Origin of the sequence: Arsukibacterium sp. (genome assembly GCF_033721375.1) — a bacterium.
Lineage (GTDB): Bacteria > Pseudomonadota > Gammaproteobacteria > Enterobacterales > Alteromonadaceae > Alishewanella.
Genome location: NZ_JAWWAP010000001.1, coordinates 180,265 through 199,472 on the forward strand (window position 1 = coordinate 180,265; position 19,208 = coordinate 199,472).

Here is a 19,208-nt window from a genome sequence, read left to right on the forward strand (position 1 = left end):
CTGTGACCAGAAAAACAACCTGTACTACCTTTACAGGCTGCTGAAAAAACGCTCACTCCGCGGCAGATAGTAATTCTGATAATCCAGCGAGAATAACACTTTACCCGCACGGCCGACGATTTCGTCTCGTGGCACAAAGCCAATAACACGCGAGTCTGCGCTGTTATCGCGATTATCGCCCAGTACCAGATAATGCCCGTCTGGCACCTCTACCGGTGCAAAATCAGCCAGACCACTGGCTACCGGCGCCAGCTTTACCGGGTGGGCAACACTGCCAAGTTGCTCGGTTAGCAGCAGTTCACTGCTGGAAGTCGCTGCCTGCATAGCAGTCGCTTCATCCACTTCATGGTATGTCAGCGGCTTGCCATTAATTGTTAAGACATTTTGCTGCATTGCCACTACATCACCGGGCATACCTATTACCCGTTTCACCAGGCGGTTGTCGGCGGCTTCTGACATAAATATAACAATATCGCCACGCTTTGGATCGGCCAGCTTTAGCAACGAGACGGTACTAAAAGGCAGACGCAGATCATAAGCCATTTTATTCACTAAAATCCGGTCGCCAATTTCGATAGTTGGCTGCATTGAACCAGAAGGTACATCGTTCCAGTCAGCAATCGCACTTCGAAATACCAACATTAAACCGATAAACACAATAAAGCCGCGGTTATTGCGCCAGATTTGCTTTGTTTTTTTTAAAACGTTCACTGTGACTCCTGTCTGTTTATGATGCTGAATTTTGAGCAAGTTGCGAGCAAATCGCCGGGAAAGTGTTGCTAAAGATGTCAGATAGCTGCCCGACCTGCAATATGACCGGCCGGATATAACGGAGTTCAATGCTGAGTTCAAAGCTAATAACCTAAAACTTACCTTTAAAGGTTATGACGCTGAAAACTGAATATATTTCATTTTCTGCATGTAACAACTACATCAGACAACGTTGGCATGTCAGCAGCAGAAAACAATCCTTTGACTTTAAAACCATAACATTTTGAAAAATAGAATTATTTAAATTTGGCAAGTTATTTGCGTCATTATTAATGCGAGCGAAGGACTCACTAGCACGGTGCAGACAAGTATTGGCAGAGATCTTCGCACCCTATTTTTAGTTCGATAATACAACCTGGGAGGTGTAACAATGAATTTTTTACCTGAAAACATTAATTTGCTTAAAACAGCATGTGCGGTCAGCATTGCTGCGGCCTTTGCACTACCTATCCAGGCCGACACCGTTAAAAATAAAGTCGATGGCAGCTGGGTTTCTTTAAGCGGTAAGGTTGTGTCCCATACACCCGAAGCCTTTACTCTTGATTACGGTGAAGGTACGATTTTAGTTGAAACAGATGATTGGGACAGCATCGGTGATGGTTGGGCCATTAACGAGAGTGATAAGGTCACTGTATACGGCGTAGTCGACAATGGCTTTTATGAAAGCAAAACGATAGAAGCTGGTAGCGTATACATTGAAGATTCAAATACCATGGTCACAGCCCCATCAACTGCAGATGAAGAAGGCATGCCGGTAACTTATACCTATTTCAGTGTCCCTGCTGATTACGATTTTCAGATTGCAGGTACGGTTACCTCTATCTCTGGCCGTGAGTTTACTGTCGACAATGGTCAGCGCAAAGTAACGGTTGATACGATAAATATGGGTTATAACCCACTGGATAGTATTGGTGTTCAGCAAATTGAAAAGGGTGATTTCGTTAGCGTCTCTGGCGACTTAGATGTGAATATCTTTGATAACAATGAAATTACTGCAGAATCTATCGTTTCATACAACTAACACTTGCCAGACAGCTCTGTTAGTAAGAAAGGCCTGGACTGGCTTACCATTCATGGTAAGCCAGTCTTTTTTTCATGCTAACCACTTGCTGGCTCGTGTTGGCAGTTAATGCGGAGATATATCACCATCATAAGCATCAGGTTCAAATCTGCTCACATAAGGTTTTCAGTTTCTGCAGCGCCTGAGGCCACTTTTCTGTCATAAATTGCTGGTATGACGGATCAATTTCCTGCTCAATTTTCACCTCGGTACCCTCCGGCACGGTTTGAAAATAATAATTTTCAAAGGCCGGTGCCCAGCCACTAACCTGCTCGCTGCTTAGATCATCTTTACCATCTACAACGAATCCCAGGTGTTTAATCGAAACAAATTCAAGTGGTTTTAGCGCAGCAATAATCGCTACCATGCCATCGCCGGATGGCGATAGAAATCGAATAGGCTCGCCCTGCTGCCAGCTTCCCTCAAAATAAGAGCCGTCGCAAAATGCCGACGTCCAGTTGCGAAAACCGGCATCATCAAACATCCGCTGCCATACCAGTTCTACTGGCGCGTTAATTACAGTACTGAAGTTTATCGTTGTTACGTTGCGCATTAAAAGTTCTCCTTAATCAGCGTATCTCTTCCATTAAGCCAAGCAGGTTACCATCAAAATCGCGCATAAAACCGAGCCACAGATGGTGATCCGACATTTTCGCCGCCAGCACAGGTGCCCGCTCAGCTTTAGCTCCTTTGGCGACCAGTTTGTCATAGGTCGCGCTGATATTATTAACAGTGAAATACAACACTGAATTTGCACCAACCACCCCCGCCCCCTGCGGTGTGCTTAGCATCAAGCGAACAGTACCCGCTTGCAAAAATGCCAAATCAGGCGATGGCTGAAATAAAAAAGGCAAACCCAGAATATCGCGGTAAAACCGCAATGCTCTTTCTACATCGCTGACTGTCAGCGCAATCTGGCCAATATGGCCGCTTAGTTCAGACATAAGCCTGCTCCGCTAAAACAAAGATAAGCTTAAGTGTAGCTTGGCTACAAACGAATTAATGAGGACTAGTTTTTATTCCAGTGATTTTTTTAAACAGTGCCCGGCCCAGCATAAAAATGGCAATTAAACCCAGACCGAAAAATATAACTAAATGCATCGGGTCAAACTGGTCCCGCACTAGAAATATAAAAATGAGATAAGCCATCGTCATAGCGACGAGGAACAAGTCACTTACCCGGCCGATGTATTTTAATAAATGAGATCTAATCAAAGTATCTGCTTTGGTCTATTTAATAGTTTTGAAGTTACTTTTAATTCAAAGACATTACAACAATTTATGGGGTATCAATATTGTTAGCCTGCACGGGATCCTGCTTATCTGCAGCAACTAATTTGTGATTAATTAGTTTATTATTAGTTAATTCTTATTGATATCCTGCATTAGCTTGCCTAAAATTCGGCTTACCACCACGATAAGGATATTGATATGGCCGAGTTCTACATTGCAACCCGCGCGCAGCGCGCCAGTGACATTTTTGCGTCAGATCCCGATTTACTTGCGCGCTTTAACGAGTTTAACCGCACCAGCACCATGGATATACTGGTTCCGGGCAAACCTTATTTAACCTCTTGCGGCCCAAACGATACTTTTATTTCCGGGCATATGTCGGCCATGCCCCTTGCAGCTCAACAGCGTATTGCCCAAACCTATTCTCACTATGAAGAGTACACCTTACCCATTGCGCAAACCGTCGATGAACATGTTAAACCAGTAATGGAACGGATTGAGTTACATGGCTTACCAGCAACGGCTGCGGCTATCAGCTTAGCAAGTGAGCAAAGTAGTGCTTTGCAAAAGGCATTAATAAAATATCAGCTTGCACTGGAAGATTTACATCAAGCCAGTCAGGCCAAAAGCGCTGTTAGCGGCGCACGTGCCAGAGGTGCCCACAACCCCCTAATCGCGGCCAAAGAGGCAGCAGCTCGTGCGGCGCATTCAGATCTGATTGAACGCTTCCAGGCCCAGTTAAAGCGCTATGCCGCACTGAATAAAGCCAGCAGAACCAAAACTACCCTGGCGAATGTTGACCGCAACATTAATGTCGCCAAAAATGGCCGTAATATGCATGGCAATTCAGCGGGTAGCCAACGGACCGCCAATACGCTGCAGGTCAGTACTTCCCAGCAAGTTGTCGCCCTGAATAACTACGCCCGATATAGCCGTATTCTGGGTAATGGCGCTATCCTTATAGATATTGGTTTCAGAGCAAATAAAGTTAGAGGTGTGAGCGCAAACGGCGGTGATGGCACCAGAGAGTTTGTAGTTCAAAGTGCAGGACTAACTGCTTCAATTGGTACAGGGCTTTTAGTAGGTAAGGTAGCAGTAGGTATCGGTATAAAACTGGCATTGGGCCCGGTAGGCTGGGTTGTTCTGATTGGACTAGGTTTATATGCTGGTTACAATGCTTCTAAAGAGACTGATGAGTTTGCGCAAGAATATTTCGGCGCTAAATATGATCAAATAACAAGGATGCGTAGGTGACAGAAATCCAGTTGGAAAGCTTTTGGTTGGGTGATTTATTCGCAATATTACTTATTTCAACGGTTATTTCCTGGCTAGTATTTGCTCAGTTCAGTATGCGTCCTATTGAAAGAAAAATGCAGGCAGGGAATAGAGATAAAATTAGTCAATGGGATGGCCCTGGCTGGCGGGTAATGTGGTATGCCTGGGCAATATTCTTACCGATATGCGGTTTTAATAACTCCCGAGATCCGCTGCTCGACCCGGTAGAAGTAAAAAAACATGTCGGTAGAAAAGACCGTATTTTAGCTGCTTGGTTTTTTATCTCGATAACCGGAATGGTTTTGAGTGGGCTTATCGGTAGTTATGTGTGGAAAACAGCCGGGTAAAATCATCACTTTAATTATTAGAAAACCTTTGTGGCAAACAGCGAAACTGAATTTTCATTACTAAGCAATCTTTTCGGGTTAATGTTGGTTTCATCTGTTATTTCCTGGCTGGTTTTGCAATGCTTAGCATGCGGTCAATAGAGCGAAAGATGAGGGCCGCTCACAAAGATACCATTAGTAAGTGGGACGGCCCAGGCTGGCGGGTAATGTGGTACGCCTGGGCGATATTTTTACCAATTTGCGGGTTTAATAACTCCCGTGATCCGTTTTTAAATCCAGTAGAAGTTAAAAAATATGCGAGCCGTAAAGACTGGTGGCTAGCGGCGTGGGTATTTCTATCTGTCTATCTGATGATTAGCACTGTAATTATTGACTTTATTTTTAGCTAGCTGGGCTATGGGATAAAAGCTGGTGATAGAACGAACTCACACAGCAGAACTACTAGCCGTGGTTTGCTTGTCTTTATTAGTCTCGACCATCATCTCCTGGCTGATATTTGCTCAATTTAGTATGCGGCCAATTGAGAGAAAAATGCGGGCCGCAAGGAAAGATACTATCAGCCAGTGGGATGGCCCTGGCTGGCGGGTAATGTGGTATGCCTGGGCAATATTCTTACCGATATGCGGGTTTAATAACTCCCGCGACCCGCTACTGGATCCGGTAGAAGTTAAGAAATACGCCAATCGCAAAGACAGGCTATTAGCTGCTTGGTTATTTATCTCATGCTACGGCATGATAGTGAGTGGTCTTATCGCGAGTTATTTTTGGCGGTAGTTTTGACATTACGACAATTTGCGTGTATTGAGCTCGTAGAAGTTTGAATACGGCCGTAATATTGGCTATCGTTCGGTTATATTCGTCAATTTGAGCACGTCATGAGCAGCACTAAAGCCGCTTTCTCGGCTAAAAAATCACTACCCAAACTAAACAAATCCTATGGTTGAAGAAGAATGCCGGGGCGATTAAGAGTTCTAACGAATTTGTTAACCAGCATGGCTTACCCTTAGCGCAGTACCGGATGTTTTAGTTTATCTAAACTCACTAACACTTTGACAGTCACCACAGACTAATCGATACAAAGCCTTTGCCTTACTCACCCTGGTATTCTGACTGCTGCAACTCACGCAGGGCCGTTTTAACGGGGTATTGCCCCCACAGCTGCTACATTGCACGTAATAGCCAAAGCGGCCTGACTGCGGACTTAGTCCACTGCACTCGCCACAATGTTTGCACTGCACAATTAGTGGCGTGTTTTTTACGTCATTGTTCACAGATATTATTGGCGACCGTGTGACTGCCGCTGGCGGCTCATTCACTTCATTAGCAACGCTACCTTGCCAAATAGGATACTCAGTCGCTGCTGGTTGAGGTATTTGAGATGAAACTGGCTGGGGTTCGATTGCTGTAAACTCAGTTACTGCTTGATTCGTTTCGCCCAATAAAAACCAGCAAATACGCATCAGCTCTTGCTCGTTAAAGGTCGGCCGGGTATCAGCGACTTTAGCCACTAACTGATAGAACTTTTTAAAGTTCATCTGCTTATCTAGCGCATCGGCAATAAATTCTGATTTCACCAGTTTATGGGCAAGCGCTGCAGGTGCAGCCGAGCGGTCAATAATCGCATCGCTGGAAATAGCGCAGAATACATCATAGGTACGAGCGCCCAGCCCTTGCTGAACACCTAAAAACTTACCAATTATCTGCAAGGTGTTGTCGCACAGGTACTCTTTTAGCAACTTTAGCTGCAGCTCCGCCTGCTTAATTGGCGATGGCATACCAGACCACTGCCCTTTATAACTGCGGCTCCACTCACCATGCTCATTTACCCGCACTTCGCCACGAATGCTTTTAGACTCCACGACCGTAAAACCAAAGCTATGAACTATCAGGTGATCAATCTGCGCAGTTTCGCCGTCATGCTCAATCCGCAAGTCATTAAGCACCATTACCCGGTTGCTATTTCTGTATGCCCGACGCAGGTAAAACGCCACATCCTGCTCTTGATTAATGCCAGCAGCGAGTTTGACGGATGAAGAATTGGTTTGGATTTTTTCTTTTAAAATCATTGGTATTTTCTAATTAGCGGCTAAGCTCTTTTTCACTTGCCCGTTGTTATCTTAACTTCCATTAAGCCTGCCACTAAGCCTCGCTTCAACTTTCAGGGCCTACCCCCTGCGCCTCGAACCAACCGAAATATATCTAAAGCATTTTAGCTCTAAAAAAACATATATACTTAACAAAAAGGTCGGAGATATAATGCGCTTTATTAAACAATTCTCTTCGCTCTGCAATACTCGGTACCTCACCATGCGCCCTATTGTTACGTTCTTCCCTTAGAGTACTAAGATGATGCCCCTTTGTAACAATTTTCTCTCGGACCACACAGTCAACCATGTTTGCAAGTTTTAACATGTCTTTTGAATTTACAGTAATTTCACCTTTATTTTTTGCATGTAGTAAGTAATTTTTCAGTGTATTTTCGAATTTCAAACCTAACTCAAAAAGCGCAATATCAACATTATCCAGAGTTAGCAGCGACAAAGCCCTTCTCAAAAACTCTTTAGTGCTCTCATCATTGGAGTATTTTTCGACATTAATCTCAATTTTTTCTACCACTTCTTCATGTTGGAGTACTGCGTAGTAATCATTTCCTTCCTTATATTGATGAATGTCATTCATCAATTCTAAGTAACGATAAAACGTCGGTCTTAGGCATTCGACACCCTTTTTTACTTCCTTGTACAGATCGCCCTTTTTAAATGGTACGTTTGGCCGTTCGAACAATATTGATCTTATCTCTGATTGAACTTTATCAATTAGCAAAACTTTCTCTTCATTATTTTTGTCGAGCGATCCTAGATCACTACATGAAATTGTTTTATCACGACTCCCTACGTTTTGGGCAATATCGATTCCATTTGTAGCAAGTATTTTCTGACGAACACTTATTCTAGAATGCCCTGTAATTAGCATTAACTCTGAGATTAACGTAGCAAGGTCAATGGGATTTTTTTTGACAAAAACTTCTTTTAAAGCCTGGTTAAATCTATCGACTGAAACCGGCTTTGCCTTCGATTTCTTGACTGCAGCTTTCATCCTCCAAGCACTTAACGCAAACTCATTCTTTCCAACTCGTGTGAATAATGGCTGATCATTCAAATATACAGTCAAAGACTTTGATGACGCATCTGGCCTTAGTTCTTTAACACGAATTTCAATAGCAGTAAATGAAAGGGGGCCTCCTGCAGTATGTAACACCTTTTCGATTGCTTGGACAATGGTTATATTATTAATATTATCCCAATCGGTAAGTCCCCACTCACCACTCCTTCCAATTGGAGTAAATCTCTTATCTGCTACCAACTGATTTTTCAAATTAGTTTCTTTAACTTGGTTAGAAAATTTTGAATTTCCACCTAAGAAATTAATCTCCTGAGTTATTTTTGAAAAATGAACTGGCTTTCTATGAGATTCTAAAATCCTGAACGCTTTATCTGCCGCACTACGTAACCGAGTAAATTTAACGGCGACTTTCTCCCCATCAAAATCTATATCATTAGTTGCGGAAAGTGCAATTTTTAAAGATTCATTTGATATATTTTTTCTAGACTTTTGCCTTTTCTTTGCGGCAATTACTAAATCAAAAAGTGTAATAGAATTTGGAGTGTCATACATAACATCTAAGGCTTGAAATATTGACTCAATTTCATTCTTTTTATATTTAGATCCTAAACACCATGACTCACTTATTTCCCCCCTAAATCCTGATATACTGTTCGGAAGCTTTATGTATCCGCAGACTTCCATGAAAAGATCCAAATACCCATCAGGAACAGCATCAGCATAACATTCATGAAAAACTCTATCTATATCCTCCCTCAGGATAATCCATTCAAAATCACTGAACCTTTTAACTACATTTAGATATTCTCGCTGGAGTTTACAACATATTGTCCACCCCTTTTGATTCAAGTTATTTCTTAATAACAAAGATATATTACTTATTGATTTAGATTCAATTTGACGAACTCTCTCCCTAGTAACATCATAGTATGCTCCCAAATCCTCAAGAATATATTTTTTAACTCCATTCAATCCAAAACGTTTTTTTATAATATCATGATCTCGATGAGGATTTTGAGATTTTGTCTTGGAAAAATATAAATCAATTATCGCTGGAAAAGCCTCAGCTAAATTCCCCTTCGCTGAAGATAAAAATTCTTCTCTTGGGTCAATAAGAAGTTTAATTTCGCCCTCAGTTGCAGATTCTACAATATCAACAAACCTACCTATAGCATCTTCACTTTCAGATATAGTTTTTGTTCCTACACCAGTGAACCCTACAAAGCCCTTAGCAACAATCAACGAGGCTTCGTAACTATTCTTTGCGTCGCATGAAATAATTATATTTAGCGCCCGAGCAGGCAAACCTATTGCATCAACAGGAATTAACATTGCACGGTTAGTAAACAGTTCTGAAAATCTATATTTCGATTGAAAACTACCAATATCCATTTTCACTTCCATAGTAATTATAAACACCTAAATACTTTTCTAAGCCTAGTGGTCAGGCATTAAGGCTTGAATCAGAACAAACTGAATCGCTTTTGTACCCAAAGTACCACAAAACTACCCCGCTTTCTTTGTCGCCTGCCAGTTTACTGCCTGCCACTTACCATTTTTGCGAATAAAAGTGCCGCTATTTAAAAAACGCAGGGTTTCGGTGTCTGAGGTGCCGACCAGGGTAAAGGCGACTACGGCAGTGTCGCCGTATTGCAGAATTTGCACATCTTCGCTGCTGTAACGCATGCCTATTTCATCGGGTTTTAGTTCGCCACGGCTGTTTACTGATTGCATTAATTCAGCTTTACCAAAGCGGGTGCCGGCGGAACTGGTGTAAATAAGCTCGTCAGCCCAGTATTTGTTGTGTATAGCCGGGTCGTTTCGGGTAGCGCCATCTAAAAACTCGCCGAGCAGCGAGGTAAGTTCGGCTTTATCATCAGCGATAACAAAAGTTGAGGTAAGTAATGCTGGTGTTAATATTAGCGTAGCAAGCAGTAAGCTGGTTTTCATGGTAGGTCCCTGTTCTAGCTCTTGTTGTTAACAGTTAAGCTATCACACAATGTGTAATTAGGGTAACCAGTGATGCAGATTTTCCGAGTCGGGAATCACCATAATTTTTAATGCGTTGCGTTTAAAGCACCGGCAAGTAAAACCCTCAGTGCAGTAGCACAGTACTATGATTGAAAACTCTTACGTTACCGGCGACCAGAAAGTACCTGAACTACGTTAGTATCCCCTGCTCTGGGAGCGACGGTATAACAACCATTACGACCATCGCAGCGACCTGTTTTAATCCTGCCCGCACCGCCCCGGGTGAAGAGCCCCAGGCTTCGCATTTGATTGACAAAATTGGTCAACATGGTATCACCTTTAAAATCACGGCCGATAACCTGAATTACTTCGATATCGTAAGACTGTTGCAAGTCAGCCACCAATTCAGCTTTATCAGGTTTTGCCGCCAGTATCGCTATGGTTTCCTGTAAAAAGGGTCTGGATTCTTCATGCCCGGACAAAACCAGATTTTCAAACAGTTTGGCGGCCGCCTCAAGATCGGCTGCCATATAATGCCCCTTTTGCTTAAGCTGGCCAAGTAAGAACATTGCATCAATTAAACGACTGTTACTTGCTTTAGTCAGAAGAGTAAGTCCTTCAGCAACCTTGTCATCTTCAGCTTGCTGCAGCAACTGCAGGGCTTTTTTATATTGGGCAGGCGCGTAGTTCAACTTAACAGCTTCAATCAATAAGGCGTCAGCTTGTTGATTGTCCTGAGCCACAACAAAACCTTCCTGATACCACTCTGAAAGCAAAAAAACCGCCATTGGATGGCGATGTGATACGGCCCTCTCTATATAACTCAATGCCCTTTCAGGATCGGCTTCACGGCCATCGCCGGTTGCATAAACCATGCTGAGCAAGGTCATGGCTTCAAAACTGCCAAAACGTGCCATGCGGTGCAGGGTTCTGATTTCATCGTTACATTTGTCATCAGCACAGGCCAGAGTATTCTGGTCAGGACTATTTGACTGGGCTTGCAAAGGGGAAAGGCTCGCAGAAATCAACATACTGGCCACAAATAAAACCCTGTTAAATTTTGTCACAGCGCCTCCTGATGACAACAATCCTTTTTAATGCGCCCGCTCTGACAGCGGGCGCACTAAGTAGCAAAGTTTTTCTGATTTACTTTTGTCCGGTTAATACTTGCCTGAGGCTTTTTTCACCTGGTTGTGGCCTGAATGAAAGGCAGGTATTCAGGACATCACAGGATGCAGCCGGAAACTTGCTCGTACTGCCGCGAGAATATACCCCTGTGCGTTTCATCTGACTGATTGCATTGCTCAGCAAGGAGGTAGCATTAAGATCACGTTCAACAATCCGGATGACTTCAACATCATAAGCTTGTTGCAAATCTGCCACGAGCTGTGATTTAGAAGGTTCAGCTGCCAGCTTAGCAATCGTTTGCTGTAAGTATGGTCTGGATTGATCATGACCAGACAGCACAAGATTCTTATAAAGTTGGGCCGCACCTTCAAGATCAGCCTCTACAAAAGCACCATTCTGTTTTAGTCTGGCAAGTAAGAACATCGCGTCGACCAGCCGCTCCTCACTTGCTTGCTCCAGTAAGGCAATGGCTTCCCTAATATCGTTAGTTTCTGACTGCTGTAGTAACTGCAACGCTTTTCTGTATTGCGCCGGTGGATGGTTTAACTTCACGGCTTCTGATAATAACTTAGCAGCTTGCTGTTGATCCTGAGCAACTACAAACCCCTCCCGGTACCACTCAGAAAGCAGAAACACTGCCATTGGAGAACCATGCTTTACTGCTCGCTCAAGGTAACTCAGCGCCTTTTCAGGGTCAGCCTCGCGGCCATCCCCGGTTGCATAAACCATACTAAGCAATGTCATTGCCTGATAATTGCCATAACGAGCCAACTTATGGAGGCTGAGTATGTCACCATCGCATTGGCCATCAGTACAGGCCATATTAATTGCGTCAGGGTTATCTGGTTGCGCACTCAATGGAAACATGGTCAGCATACCTAATATGCTAAAACCCGCTAGAACTTTGCTTGTCTTTTTCATTTTTCAGTCCATTTGTTACTACAGGTTAATTTAAATTCAGATTAGTATCAAAAATAGAGACTGTCAACACTCATCTTTTTTACAATTAATGAACATTCTGGTGCTATGTTGAAGGGGGTAATAGACGAGCGCTAACAAGCGCCTGAACTCTTCTGAATAAAACGAGTACAGGCGCTGACACTTTATATAATTAATTTGGAAAAGCCGATGACTAAGCAGACCAAAAGAAATAATACTACTTGCCGTTATTTCATCATTATCTGACGCAACTGATATTCACCGGTTATCGTTCTGACTTCAGGATATTTAGCTGATATTTCATTCGACATTTTTTCGTCAGTCTCACTCCATTTTTTCATAAAGGCATCATACTTTTTCTTACTGGGCTCTAAATCAGCACTATTGTTAAATGTAACCATTAACAACATATTGAAGTCACCGCTGTTCGGTAAATCACTGCCATAAATTTTCCAGTCTTTAATAAAGCCCAGCTCTTTTTGCAGCGTCACGGCTTTTACCCAGCTGTTCTTCAGGCCGGCTAAATAAACATCTCCCATATTGGGGTCGACTTTAACTGTGGTTACCACGGTTATTTCAGTACCAATATCATAATCTTCATAGACTTCTAAGCGGTCTTTTGCACAGACTGCAAAACTAAAAACCAGACACAACAGTGTGATGAGGGTATTTTTCATTTTAAATTTCCTTTTAAGAATGATAATTACTGCTCACATCATAGATAAACAAAGAGCCACCGAAGTATAGTAGAAAATACTGAAAAAGCTGAGATATCAACTATAACCTTTAATTTCATAAAGTTGCAGTCATATTTTTCCGAGTTTTATAATGTACTACCGTAAATGCGCGAAGGGTTGATGTAACTGATAACAGACCCCGATACCAACTACATTAAGCCGGATTAAAGACTGTTCTCAGGTTAATTATCTGAATTATCAGATAAAAAAGACGCAAAAGCGTCTTTTTTACCATGTTAGACCGTGTTTCAATTACATGCCGAAATTTGGAAGCGGCAGCGTTATGCGCTTAGTATCCGTTTTACCCTCTGCCAGAAACTGCAGTATTGCAGTTTCAACTTCTGGCGATGCCATCAGCAGATTATGCCCGGCATGTTCTACTACCACCTGGCTAAGCTGAGTTAGGCCGGCCACTGCCTCAACTTGCTCAGCCAGATAGGTTCTGCCATCCAGAGTACCACTTAGCAATAATGCGGGTACGTCAGAGCTAAGTGGCTGGCGAAAGTTACCCCCTAAATCAAGCTCCGGCACCTGCCCCAATAAATGTGGCATTGGAAAGTTTAATACTCCCCCCAGTAACGAGCTGGCACTTTGCTGTTTAAACTGCTGCAGACGGCGGTCAGAAATACCTGAAGCAATGTCCATAGCGGTTGGCATAATTCGCATCTTGATTGGTTCACTGGAGAAAAAACCTTGTTGCAAAGCGAATTGCAGTACATCAGTTTCTCCCTGATCTAAACTGCGATACAACTCCAACAATAAGCTGACTGAACGACCAGGATCAGCTATCAGCATTGACGATATCAATTGCAAATGCAGCTTCTGGAACAAAATTTCAGTACTCCGGCCATTGTCGGAGGCAACCTTTACCAAAACCGGGGCAGTATTAAGTTTTTGTAAGACTCTTTTCATCATCGCTACCAACTCTGGATAACGCGACTTAAGTGCTGGCTGCTCATCAACAACCCGCTGCAAAGCAGCAAAATACGCATCGGTGTGCTGAGGCAGTTTTACTGTTTGATCAAGGCCTTCGGCACTGGCCAAGATCACTTTATCTAACTTGTCTGCAAACAGTTTTATTGCCGCCAATGCTAAATGGCTACCGTACGAGATGCCCCACAAACTGACTTTTTCAGCCTGTAAGTGTTTACGCAAGTCATTTATATCCAATGCGTTTTGCACAGTGGTATAACCCAGAATATCGGCACCTTCGCCCTGCCAGAAAGCAGTGCATTCAGCCAGCGCCTGCTGATAAACTTTTGTTAGCTTTTGTTCATTCCAAGATGCCACCGGATCTATAAGCTGACCAGACTGACACGGCGCAACCTGATCTGACAAGCCGGTACCACGCTGGTCTAGTGCTATAACATCGGCGTGCTGACGCAATGCCATAAACAGCTCAAAGCGGCGACCTTTAGCAGTGGAAATACCAGAGCCACCAGGCCCACCGGCAAGATAGACTATTGGCGCGGCTGGTTTATCACTCAGCGAAGGAAAACGTACATAGTGAATAGTTAGCAGGCGACTGTCTGGCTTATTTCTGTTTTCCGGCACCTGGAATGAGCCGGTATAAGCGTCAGTATTTTTACCATTGTCGGCAGTAAAGGTTATAGCTACTTCATTAGCCGTTGTCTGACTTGGTTTTTTAGGCTCTGGCAATGTAGGTAGAACATGGTTTTTTAGTTCATTTAAAAGTTTGTATAACGTTGCTTTGTTGCCATCACTCGACATTAAAATAAATATGTTGCCAGTGATAAAATCATGATGTTTAAGTGTGTGATGACTGGGGTTGGAGCCATCATGCTGCCAGGAAATTAAGTTGCGACTGTCGTCGAGCCAATACTCGCCGAAATCAAAATATGCCCGGTTGTCTTTTCCGGACAAGGTGTCGCCCAACAACACTTGCTTTATCTGCTCAGTGTTAATTAACGAATCGCTCCATAACGCATTCTCAAACTTAAACAAATCAAGCGGCGTTACATAGATGGTTAAGCCTGCTACATTCGTCGGAAAATCACCTGAAACAACCTTTTTGGACGCAAGTTCATTTTCGGTTTGATGAAACGAGTCTGTCATGCCTGCTATTTTGAAAATAGTGTCCGCAACATAGTCTGCATAACGTTGCCCAGTGATGCTTTCCACTATTAATGCTCGAACCACAACATTCAAATTTGTATATTTGTATCGGGTACCCGGCTCAAAGGCCAACTGCGCTTGCTTAATTTGTTGTACAACATCGGTGGTATTGAGATCCCTTTTCCATTTCACATCGGGCAAACCTGAAGTATGAGTAAGTATCTGCTCTACAGTTATCTTATTCGCCCAAGAAGGTAAGTCATCGATATATTTTGATATTTTATCCTTGTAATTCAGCCTCTTACCTTTGGCAAGCTGCATAATAGAGACAGTCGTAAACTCTTTACCAACCGAGCCCGGGCTAAATAAATGTTTTGCAGTAATTGGAATTGTGTTGTCACTGTCAGCATAGCCAATACTTTTATGTAAAATGACCTGCGTCTTGTTACCGACGACAATAGTGCCATTGAACCCACTTTCCAGAACCGTTTTTTCAATGGCATTCCAGTACTTATTGCCGTTGACCTCATTTGCTTGCACTGATAAAAATAAAACGGCGCTACTTAATAACAGCAGTAGTAATTTCATTACCATCTCCCTACTTTGATTACAGACGGCGGTACTAAGTCGATAATCGCTACCGACAGGTAAAAATGCACTGCTATTATTTTTTGTTTTGATAACATAACATGCTCTCCGTGATTAAGATGCTGACAATAAACAGCAAATAACTCGGGCAGCACAGCACTTATCGGTTAATGGTAGCGATTTTCAAGCCAATACTGGTAAGTGGTAGCGGATTATCGATAAGCGGTAGAATATTTTATAAACAACAGGACACTGATGTCGGCCATACTTAACACCAAAACCGCTTCATTACTGCTTATTCTTTTCGCCTGGTTTAGCAGCTGCTGTTTTGCGGATATTTCGCTGTCGCGACAGCAAGACGTGGTGGTGTGCGATGCGGCAGCGCAGCCAGCCTGGCCGGTCGATTTTGCCGCAGCTGATTGCTGGCAAATGCCGTTGTATAAGGTAGATCCCCAGGCGAAGGTGTTGTGGTTGCGGTTGTTAATACCGTTAGATCAGCAGGCAATCACCCGGCTTGAACCGCCACTGGCACTATTTTTAAATGCCAAGGCTTCCAGTAGTGTCTATTTAAATGGTTACCCTCTTGGTAGTAATGGCCAGCCAGGTAATCAACAGCAAGAAGTCGCCGGCAATATAGATGCTCGATTTTATATGCCACTGGATCTGCTGCAGACGGGTAACAATCAACTGGTGATTAAGATGTCTGCTCAACAAGGTTGGCTGACTCTGACTAACCCGCTGCATTTTATCCGTATTGGCCAGTTCAACGATCCTCAGCATTATTTGCAACGCTACAGCAATTGGATGCTGGTGTTGTTAGGTATTTTACTTACCGCTACCCTGTACTTTACCGTCCGAAGTCTGCAGCCGCTGCAACGCAGCCGGCATGTGCTATTAACATTAATGAGCCTGTTTGCAGCGTTGCAACTATTTAGCGAAATTGCCCGTGGTTTGTTTAGTTACCCCTACCCGCTGCATGATCTGCGACTGCTTGTTATCACGTCAATGTCATTTATGTTTGGACTCTGCCTGCTGATATTTATGGCACTTCGCTTTGCCCGCGGCTATGCACTGCACTGGATCTATGGCGGCGCTATTTTTACCTTACTTTCGATGTTACTGGTACCGGGTTTTGATAATAAAACCACCATCGCAACGTTCTGTCCGGTGTTAATCTCTGCAGTACTGGTTTGTCGTTATTGGTATCACAATAAAAGCGCCCAGTCTGCTGCAGTAACTGCGGTTTTAAGCCTGTTTTTAGTGATTATTATGTTCACCACAGCTTACTTCCACGAAAACGTGTACTTTGTGTTGGTAACGATGTTGTTGAGCTTTCTGTTTATACAACAAGCATGGGACTACAATCGGCAACTAAGCAACCGCCAGCTTGATCAGGAAAAGATAGCAAAGCTTATGTTACGACTGGAACAGGACCAACAACAAAATAAGCCGGCCATGCTGAAAATTGCCAGTGCGGGTAAGCTTGATGTTATCAATACTGCTCAGATCAGCTTTTGTCAGGCGGCCGGTGATTACACCGAGATCAATCTGGAAAACAAACGCCAGCATTTGTACAGTGGCACCCTGAAAAACCTGGAAGCTGAATTACCCAGTACTTTTTTACGGGTGCATCGCTCATACCTGGTCAATTTACAACAGGTGAAACAGCTGAATACCAACGCTGCCAAACTAAGTGGCAGTGCCGCATCGTTACTGTTGCAGACTGGCCAGCAGATCCCGGTAAGCCGCCGGTTGATCCCATCGGTACGAGATGCGGTAACAGCTGACTTAGCTTAAATACCAGGATATTAAAAAGACGCCGCAGCGTCTTTTTAAGTTTGGCAAGCAGCTTACATGCTGATGCCGCCATCAATTTCTATTACGCGGCCGGTAAAGAAATCGTTTTCAAAGATGTATTTGGCAGTGTGGGCAATTTCGCTGGCTTCACCCAGACGGCCTACCGGCTTCATTTTCTCCAGGCGGTCACGCGCTTCTGGCTTCATTGCATCGGTCATCGCGGTGCGGATAACGCCCGGCGCAATAGCACCTACCCGGATACCAAAGCGGCCCAACTCGCGGGCCCAGGTGACTGTCATGGCGACTACGCCGGCTTTGGACGCCGCATAGTTGGTCTGACCCATATTGCCGCCACGGGCTACGCTCGACATATTGATAATAACGCCTTTAGTGCCACGCTTAACCATTACTGCTGCTGCTTCACGGCCACAGAGGAACACGCCGGTTAAATTAACATCGATAACTGACTGAAACTGGGCCAGTGACATTTTGCTTACCAACTCACCGTCTTTATATTTCAGCAGCAGGCCGTCACGCAAAATACCGGCGTTGTTAATCAGACCGTCGATACCGTTAAAATCGCTGTCGATTTGACTAAACGTCGCTTCAACCTGAGCTTCGTCAGCCACATTGGCGCTATAGGTATGCACGGTAGTGTTAGCCGACAGCTCCGCTTTAGCGGCAGCTAACTGCTCGGCATTCATATCAATTAATGCCAGTTTCGCGCCCTCAGCAGCGCACATCCGTGCCATTTCCAGACCCAGGCCCTGAGCCCCGCCGGTAATTACGATGGTTTTGTTTTGCAGCTTCATTTGGCTTTTACCCTTTAAATTTCTTCGTAAGAGCCGGCGCTACGAACATTTTTGCTGCGACACGTTGGGCTCGACTGTAAGCATCATCCATGACGCTTACCCCTGCGGGGCCAGCAAAGCTGTCCAAATTCGTTCCTGACGAATTTGTCTGGCCATCCATGGCCTGCAACGGTCTTACGCAAAAAGTATCTTCACGCCGGCTTATCATCTTGTTTGGAACGAAGTCTGCAACTCCGCTCTGTTTAAATTCACTTAGGTCAGACAACTACTGCAGCGGCTGACGCGGATGTACTTTTTTGGCAGACCGTGTTTTTCATGGATGAAAAACAGGAGTCTACAGGGACGTATTTACGACGTGTCAGACAAAAAATGTACGCAGTGGCAGTCGCTCCATCCAACTGCAACTGCCTAACCAGAGTCAACCTCTTACCAACTATCAGGCTTTCTTTTCAAACATCTTAAAAATACTGGAGAAATCCAGTTTGCCGTTGCCGGCCTGCTGATGCTTGACATATAAACTGTGCGCCAGCTCACCTAATGGGGTATCACTGTTACTTTGTTTCGAAGCTTCCAGCGCCAGACCTAAATCTTTGGCCATCAAATCAACCATAAAGCCGCCCTGATAGTTATTCGAAGCCGGCACATTGTCCATCACACCCGGGCAAGGGTTATACAGCTCCAGCGTCCAGTTACGGCCTGAGCTTTTCAGCATAATATCCGACAATACTTTAGGGTCCAGACCATTATTGATGCCCATTTGCAGCGCTTCAGAGGTACCGGCCATTAAAATACTTAACAGCATATTGTTACAGATTTTCGCAACCTGCCCTGCACCAATCGCACCGGCATGAAACAGGTTTTTACCCATATTGCTAAGGACAGTGTGGGCATTTTCAAAATCCTGCGCCGAGCCGCCAACAATAAAGGTTAAGGTACCGGCTTTAGCACCACCTACTCCGCCTGAGACAGGGGCATCGATAAAAGCGATACCCTGCTCAGCCAGGCCAGTGCCTACCGTGCGGGCACTTTCAGCATCAATCGTGGAGCAATCAATAACCAACGCCTGCTTGCTGATCGCACTGGCAATGCCCTGCTCACCCAGATACAGGTCAATCACGTGCTTGCCTGCCGGCAGCATTGAAATAACATAATCGGTATGACCCACCGCCTCTCTGGCAGAGGTCGCTACCTTAGCGCCTTCTGCTGCTATCTGCGCCAGTGCATCTTTTGATAAATCAAAGGCGATAACATCGTGGCCGGCTTTTAATAAGTTAGTGGCCATTGGGCCACCCATGTTTCCTAAACCGATAAACGCAACTTTAGCCATAATAAATTCCTTGCAGTTGTCCTG

The 19,208-nt window shown here is 44.1% G+C and carries 17 protein-coding genes; 5 read left to right on the forward strand and 12 right to left on the reverse strand.

Going from position 1 to position 19,208, the window contains the following annotated elements:
• Positions 1–30: 30 nt before the first annotated feature.
• Complete coding sequence (gene lepB, locus R3187_RS00800) at positions 31–711, reverse strand: signal peptidase I (protein WP_318964798.1); 681 nt, start codon at positions 709–711, stop codon at positions 31–33.
• A 430-nt stretch (positions 712–1,141) separates the two neighbouring features.
• Between lepB and R3187_RS00805 the strand changes: the two genes are divergently transcribed.
• Positions 1,142–1,792 carry a NirD/YgiW/YdeI family stress tolerance protein gene (locus R3187_RS00805; RefSeq protein WP_318964799.1) on the forward strand — a complete coding sequence of 217 codons (651 nt, stop codon included), beginning with the start codon at positions 1,142–1,144 and terminating at the stop codon, positions 1,790–1,792.
• A gap of 142 nt (positions 1,793–1,934) precedes the next feature.
• Here R3187_RS00805 and R3187_RS00810 read toward each other — a convergent pair whose 3' ends face one another.
• Complete coding sequence (locus R3187_RS00810) at positions 1,935–2,384, reverse strand: SRPBCC domain-containing protein (RefSeq protein WP_318964800.1); 450 nt, start codon at positions 2,382–2,384, stop codon at positions 1,935–1,937.
• Between the two features lie 16 nt (positions 2,385–2,400).
• Complete coding sequence (locus R3187_RS00815) at positions 2,401–2,775, reverse strand: VOC family protein (protein WP_318964801.1); 375 nt, start codon at positions 2,773–2,775, stop codon at positions 2,401–2,403.
• Positions 2,776–3,262: 487 nt separating this feature from the next.
• Here R3187_RS00815 and R3187_RS00820 point away from each other — a divergent pair, with 487 nt between their 5' ends.
• From R3187_RS00820 to R3187_RS18780, 3 genes are all read left to right on the forward strand, one after another.
• Positions 3,263–4,318, forward strand: coding sequence for a hypothetical protein (locus R3187_RS00820; protein WP_318964802.1), 1,056 nt, complete (start codon positions 3,263–3,265; stop codon positions 4,316–4,318).
• Entirely contained in the window at positions 4,315–4,686 is a 372-nt protein-coding gene (locus R3187_RS00825; protein ID WP_318964803.1) for a hypothetical protein, read from the forward strand. The genes R3187_RS00820 and R3187_RS00825 overlap by 4 nt, the downstream gene beginning before the upstream one ends.
• 910 nt (positions 4,687–5,596) lie before the next feature.
• The gene (locus R3187_RS18780; protein ID WP_413229009.1) at positions 5,597–5,713 is read left to right on the forward strand and encodes a type II toxin-antitoxin system CcdA family antitoxin; all 117 of its coding nucleotides are present in this window, start codon (positions 5,597–5,599) and stop codon (positions 5,711–5,713) included.
• 1 nt (position 5,714) lies between these two features.
• On the opposite strand, the gene R3187_RS00830 is transcribed toward R3187_RS18780, so the two are convergent.
• From R3187_RS00830 to R3187_RS00860, 7 genes are all read right to left on the reverse strand, one after another.
• Positions 5,715–6,752: a nuclease-related domain-containing protein gene (locus R3187_RS00830; protein WP_318964804.1), complete on the reverse strand. Its 1,038-nt coding sequence runs from the start codon at positions 6,750–6,752 to the stop codon at positions 5,715–5,717.
• A 133-nt stretch (positions 6,753–6,885) separates the two neighbouring features.
• Complete coding sequence (locus R3187_RS00835) at positions 6,886–9,201, reverse strand: sigma factor-like helix-turn-helix DNA-binding protein (protein WP_318964805.1); 2,316 nt, start codon at positions 9,199–9,201, stop codon at positions 6,886–6,888.
• A gap of 114 nt (positions 9,202–9,315) precedes the next feature.
• Positions 9,316–9,759 carry a nuclear transport factor 2 family protein gene (locus tag R3187_RS00840; RefSeq protein ID WP_318964806.1) on the reverse strand — a complete coding sequence of 148 codons (444 nt, stop codon included), beginning with the start codon at positions 9,757–9,759 and terminating at the stop codon, positions 9,316–9,318.
• A 185-nt stretch (positions 9,760–9,944) separates the two neighbouring features.
• The gene (locus R3187_RS00845) at positions 9,945–10,847 is read right to left on the reverse strand and encodes a tetratricopeptide repeat protein (RefSeq protein WP_318964807.1); all 903 of its coding nucleotides are present in this window, start codon (positions 10,845–10,847) and stop codon (positions 9,945–9,947) included.
• A 79-nt stretch (positions 10,848–10,926) separates the two neighbouring features.
• Entirely contained in the window at positions 10,927–11,829 is a 903-nt protein-coding gene (locus R3187_RS00850; RefSeq protein WP_318964808.1) for a tetratricopeptide repeat protein, read from the reverse strand.
• A gap of 245 nt (positions 11,830–12,074) precedes the next feature.
• Entirely contained in the window at positions 12,075–12,524 is a 450-nt protein-coding gene (locus R3187_RS00855; RefSeq protein ID WP_318964809.1) for a hypothetical protein, read from the reverse strand.
• 312 nt (positions 12,525–12,836) lie between these two features.
• The gene (locus tag R3187_RS00860; RefSeq protein ID WP_318964810.1) at positions 12,837–15,248 is read right to left on the reverse strand and encodes an alpha/beta fold hydrolase; all 2,412 of its coding nucleotides are present in this window, start codon (positions 15,246–15,248) and stop codon (positions 12,837–12,839) included.
• 255 nt (positions 15,249–15,503) lie between these two features.
• Here R3187_RS00860 and R3187_RS00865 point away from each other — a divergent pair, with 255 nt between their 5' ends.
• Positions 15,504–17,045, forward strand: a complete 1,542-nt coding sequence (locus R3187_RS00865; protein ID WP_318964811.1) for a LytR/AlgR family response regulator transcription factor — start codon at positions 15,504–15,506, stop codon at positions 17,043–17,045.
• A gap of 53 nt (positions 17,046–17,098) precedes the next feature.
• Here R3187_RS00865 and R3187_RS00870 read toward each other — a convergent pair whose 3' ends face one another.
• Positions 17,099–17,857, reverse strand: a complete 759-nt coding sequence (locus tag R3187_RS00870) for an SDR family oxidoreductase (protein WP_318964812.1) — start codon at positions 17,855–17,857, stop codon at positions 17,099–17,101.
• 436 nt (positions 17,858–18,293) lie between these two features.
• Entirely contained in the window at positions 18,294–19,184 is an 891-nt protein-coding gene (gene mmsB / locus R3187_RS00875) for a 3-hydroxyisobutyrate dehydrogenase (RefSeq protein WP_318964813.1), read from the reverse strand.
• Between the last annotated feature and the right edge of the window lie 24 nt (positions 19,185–19,208).

Bases quoted from the DNA above. Each gene is read 5' to 3' on its own strand.
- R3187_RS00805 (WP_318964799.1), top strand. From the start codon at position 1,142: ATGAATTTTTTACCTGAAAACATTAATTTGCTTAAAACAGCATGTGCG.
- R3187_RS00810 (WP_318964800.1), bottom strand. From the start codon at position 2,384: ATGCGCAACGTAACAACGATAAACTTCAGTACTGTAATTAACGCGCCA.
- R3187_RS00815 (WP_318964801.1), bottom strand. From the start codon at position 2,775: ATGTCTGAACTAAGCGGCCATATTGGCCAGATTGCGCTGACAGTCAGC.
- R3187_RS00820 (WP_318964802.1), top strand. From the start codon at position 3,263: ATGGCCGAGTTCTACATTGCAACCCGCGCGCAGCGCGCCAGTGACATT.
- R3187_RS00830 (WP_318964804.1), bottom strand. From the start codon at position 6,752: ATGATTTTAAAAGAAAAAATCCAAACCAATTCTTCATCCGTCAAACTC.
- R3187_RS00835 (WP_318964805.1), bottom strand. From the start codon at position 9,201: ATGGATATTGGTAGTTTTCAATCGAAATATAGATTTTCAGAACTGTTT.
- R3187_RS00840 (WP_318964806.1), bottom strand. From the start codon at position 9,759: ATGAAAACCAGCTTACTGCTTGCTACGCTAATATTAACACCAGCATTA.
- R3187_RS00850 (WP_318964808.1), bottom strand. From the start codon at position 11,829: ATGAAAAAGACAAGCAAAGTTCTAGCGGGTTTTAGCATATTAGGTATG.
- R3187_RS00855 (WP_318964809.1), bottom strand. From the start codon at position 12,524: ATGAAAAATACCCTCATCACACTGTTGTGTCTGGTTTTTAGTTTTGCA.
- R3187_RS00860 (WP_318964810.1), bottom strand. From the start codon at position 15,248: ATGAAATTACTACTGCTGTTATTAAGTAGCGCCGTTTTATTTTTATCA.
- R3187_RS00865 (WP_318964811.1), top strand. From the start codon at position 15,504: ATGTCGGCCATACTTAACACCAAAACCGCTTCATTACTGCTTATTCTT.
- R3187_RS00870 (WP_318964812.1), bottom strand. From the start codon at position 17,857: ATGAAGCTGCAAAACAAAACCATCGTAATTACCGGCGGGGCTCAGGGC.
- mmsB (WP_318964813.1), bottom strand. From the start codon at position 19,184: ATGGCTAAAGTTGCGTTTATCGGTTTAGGAAACATGGGTGGCCCAATG.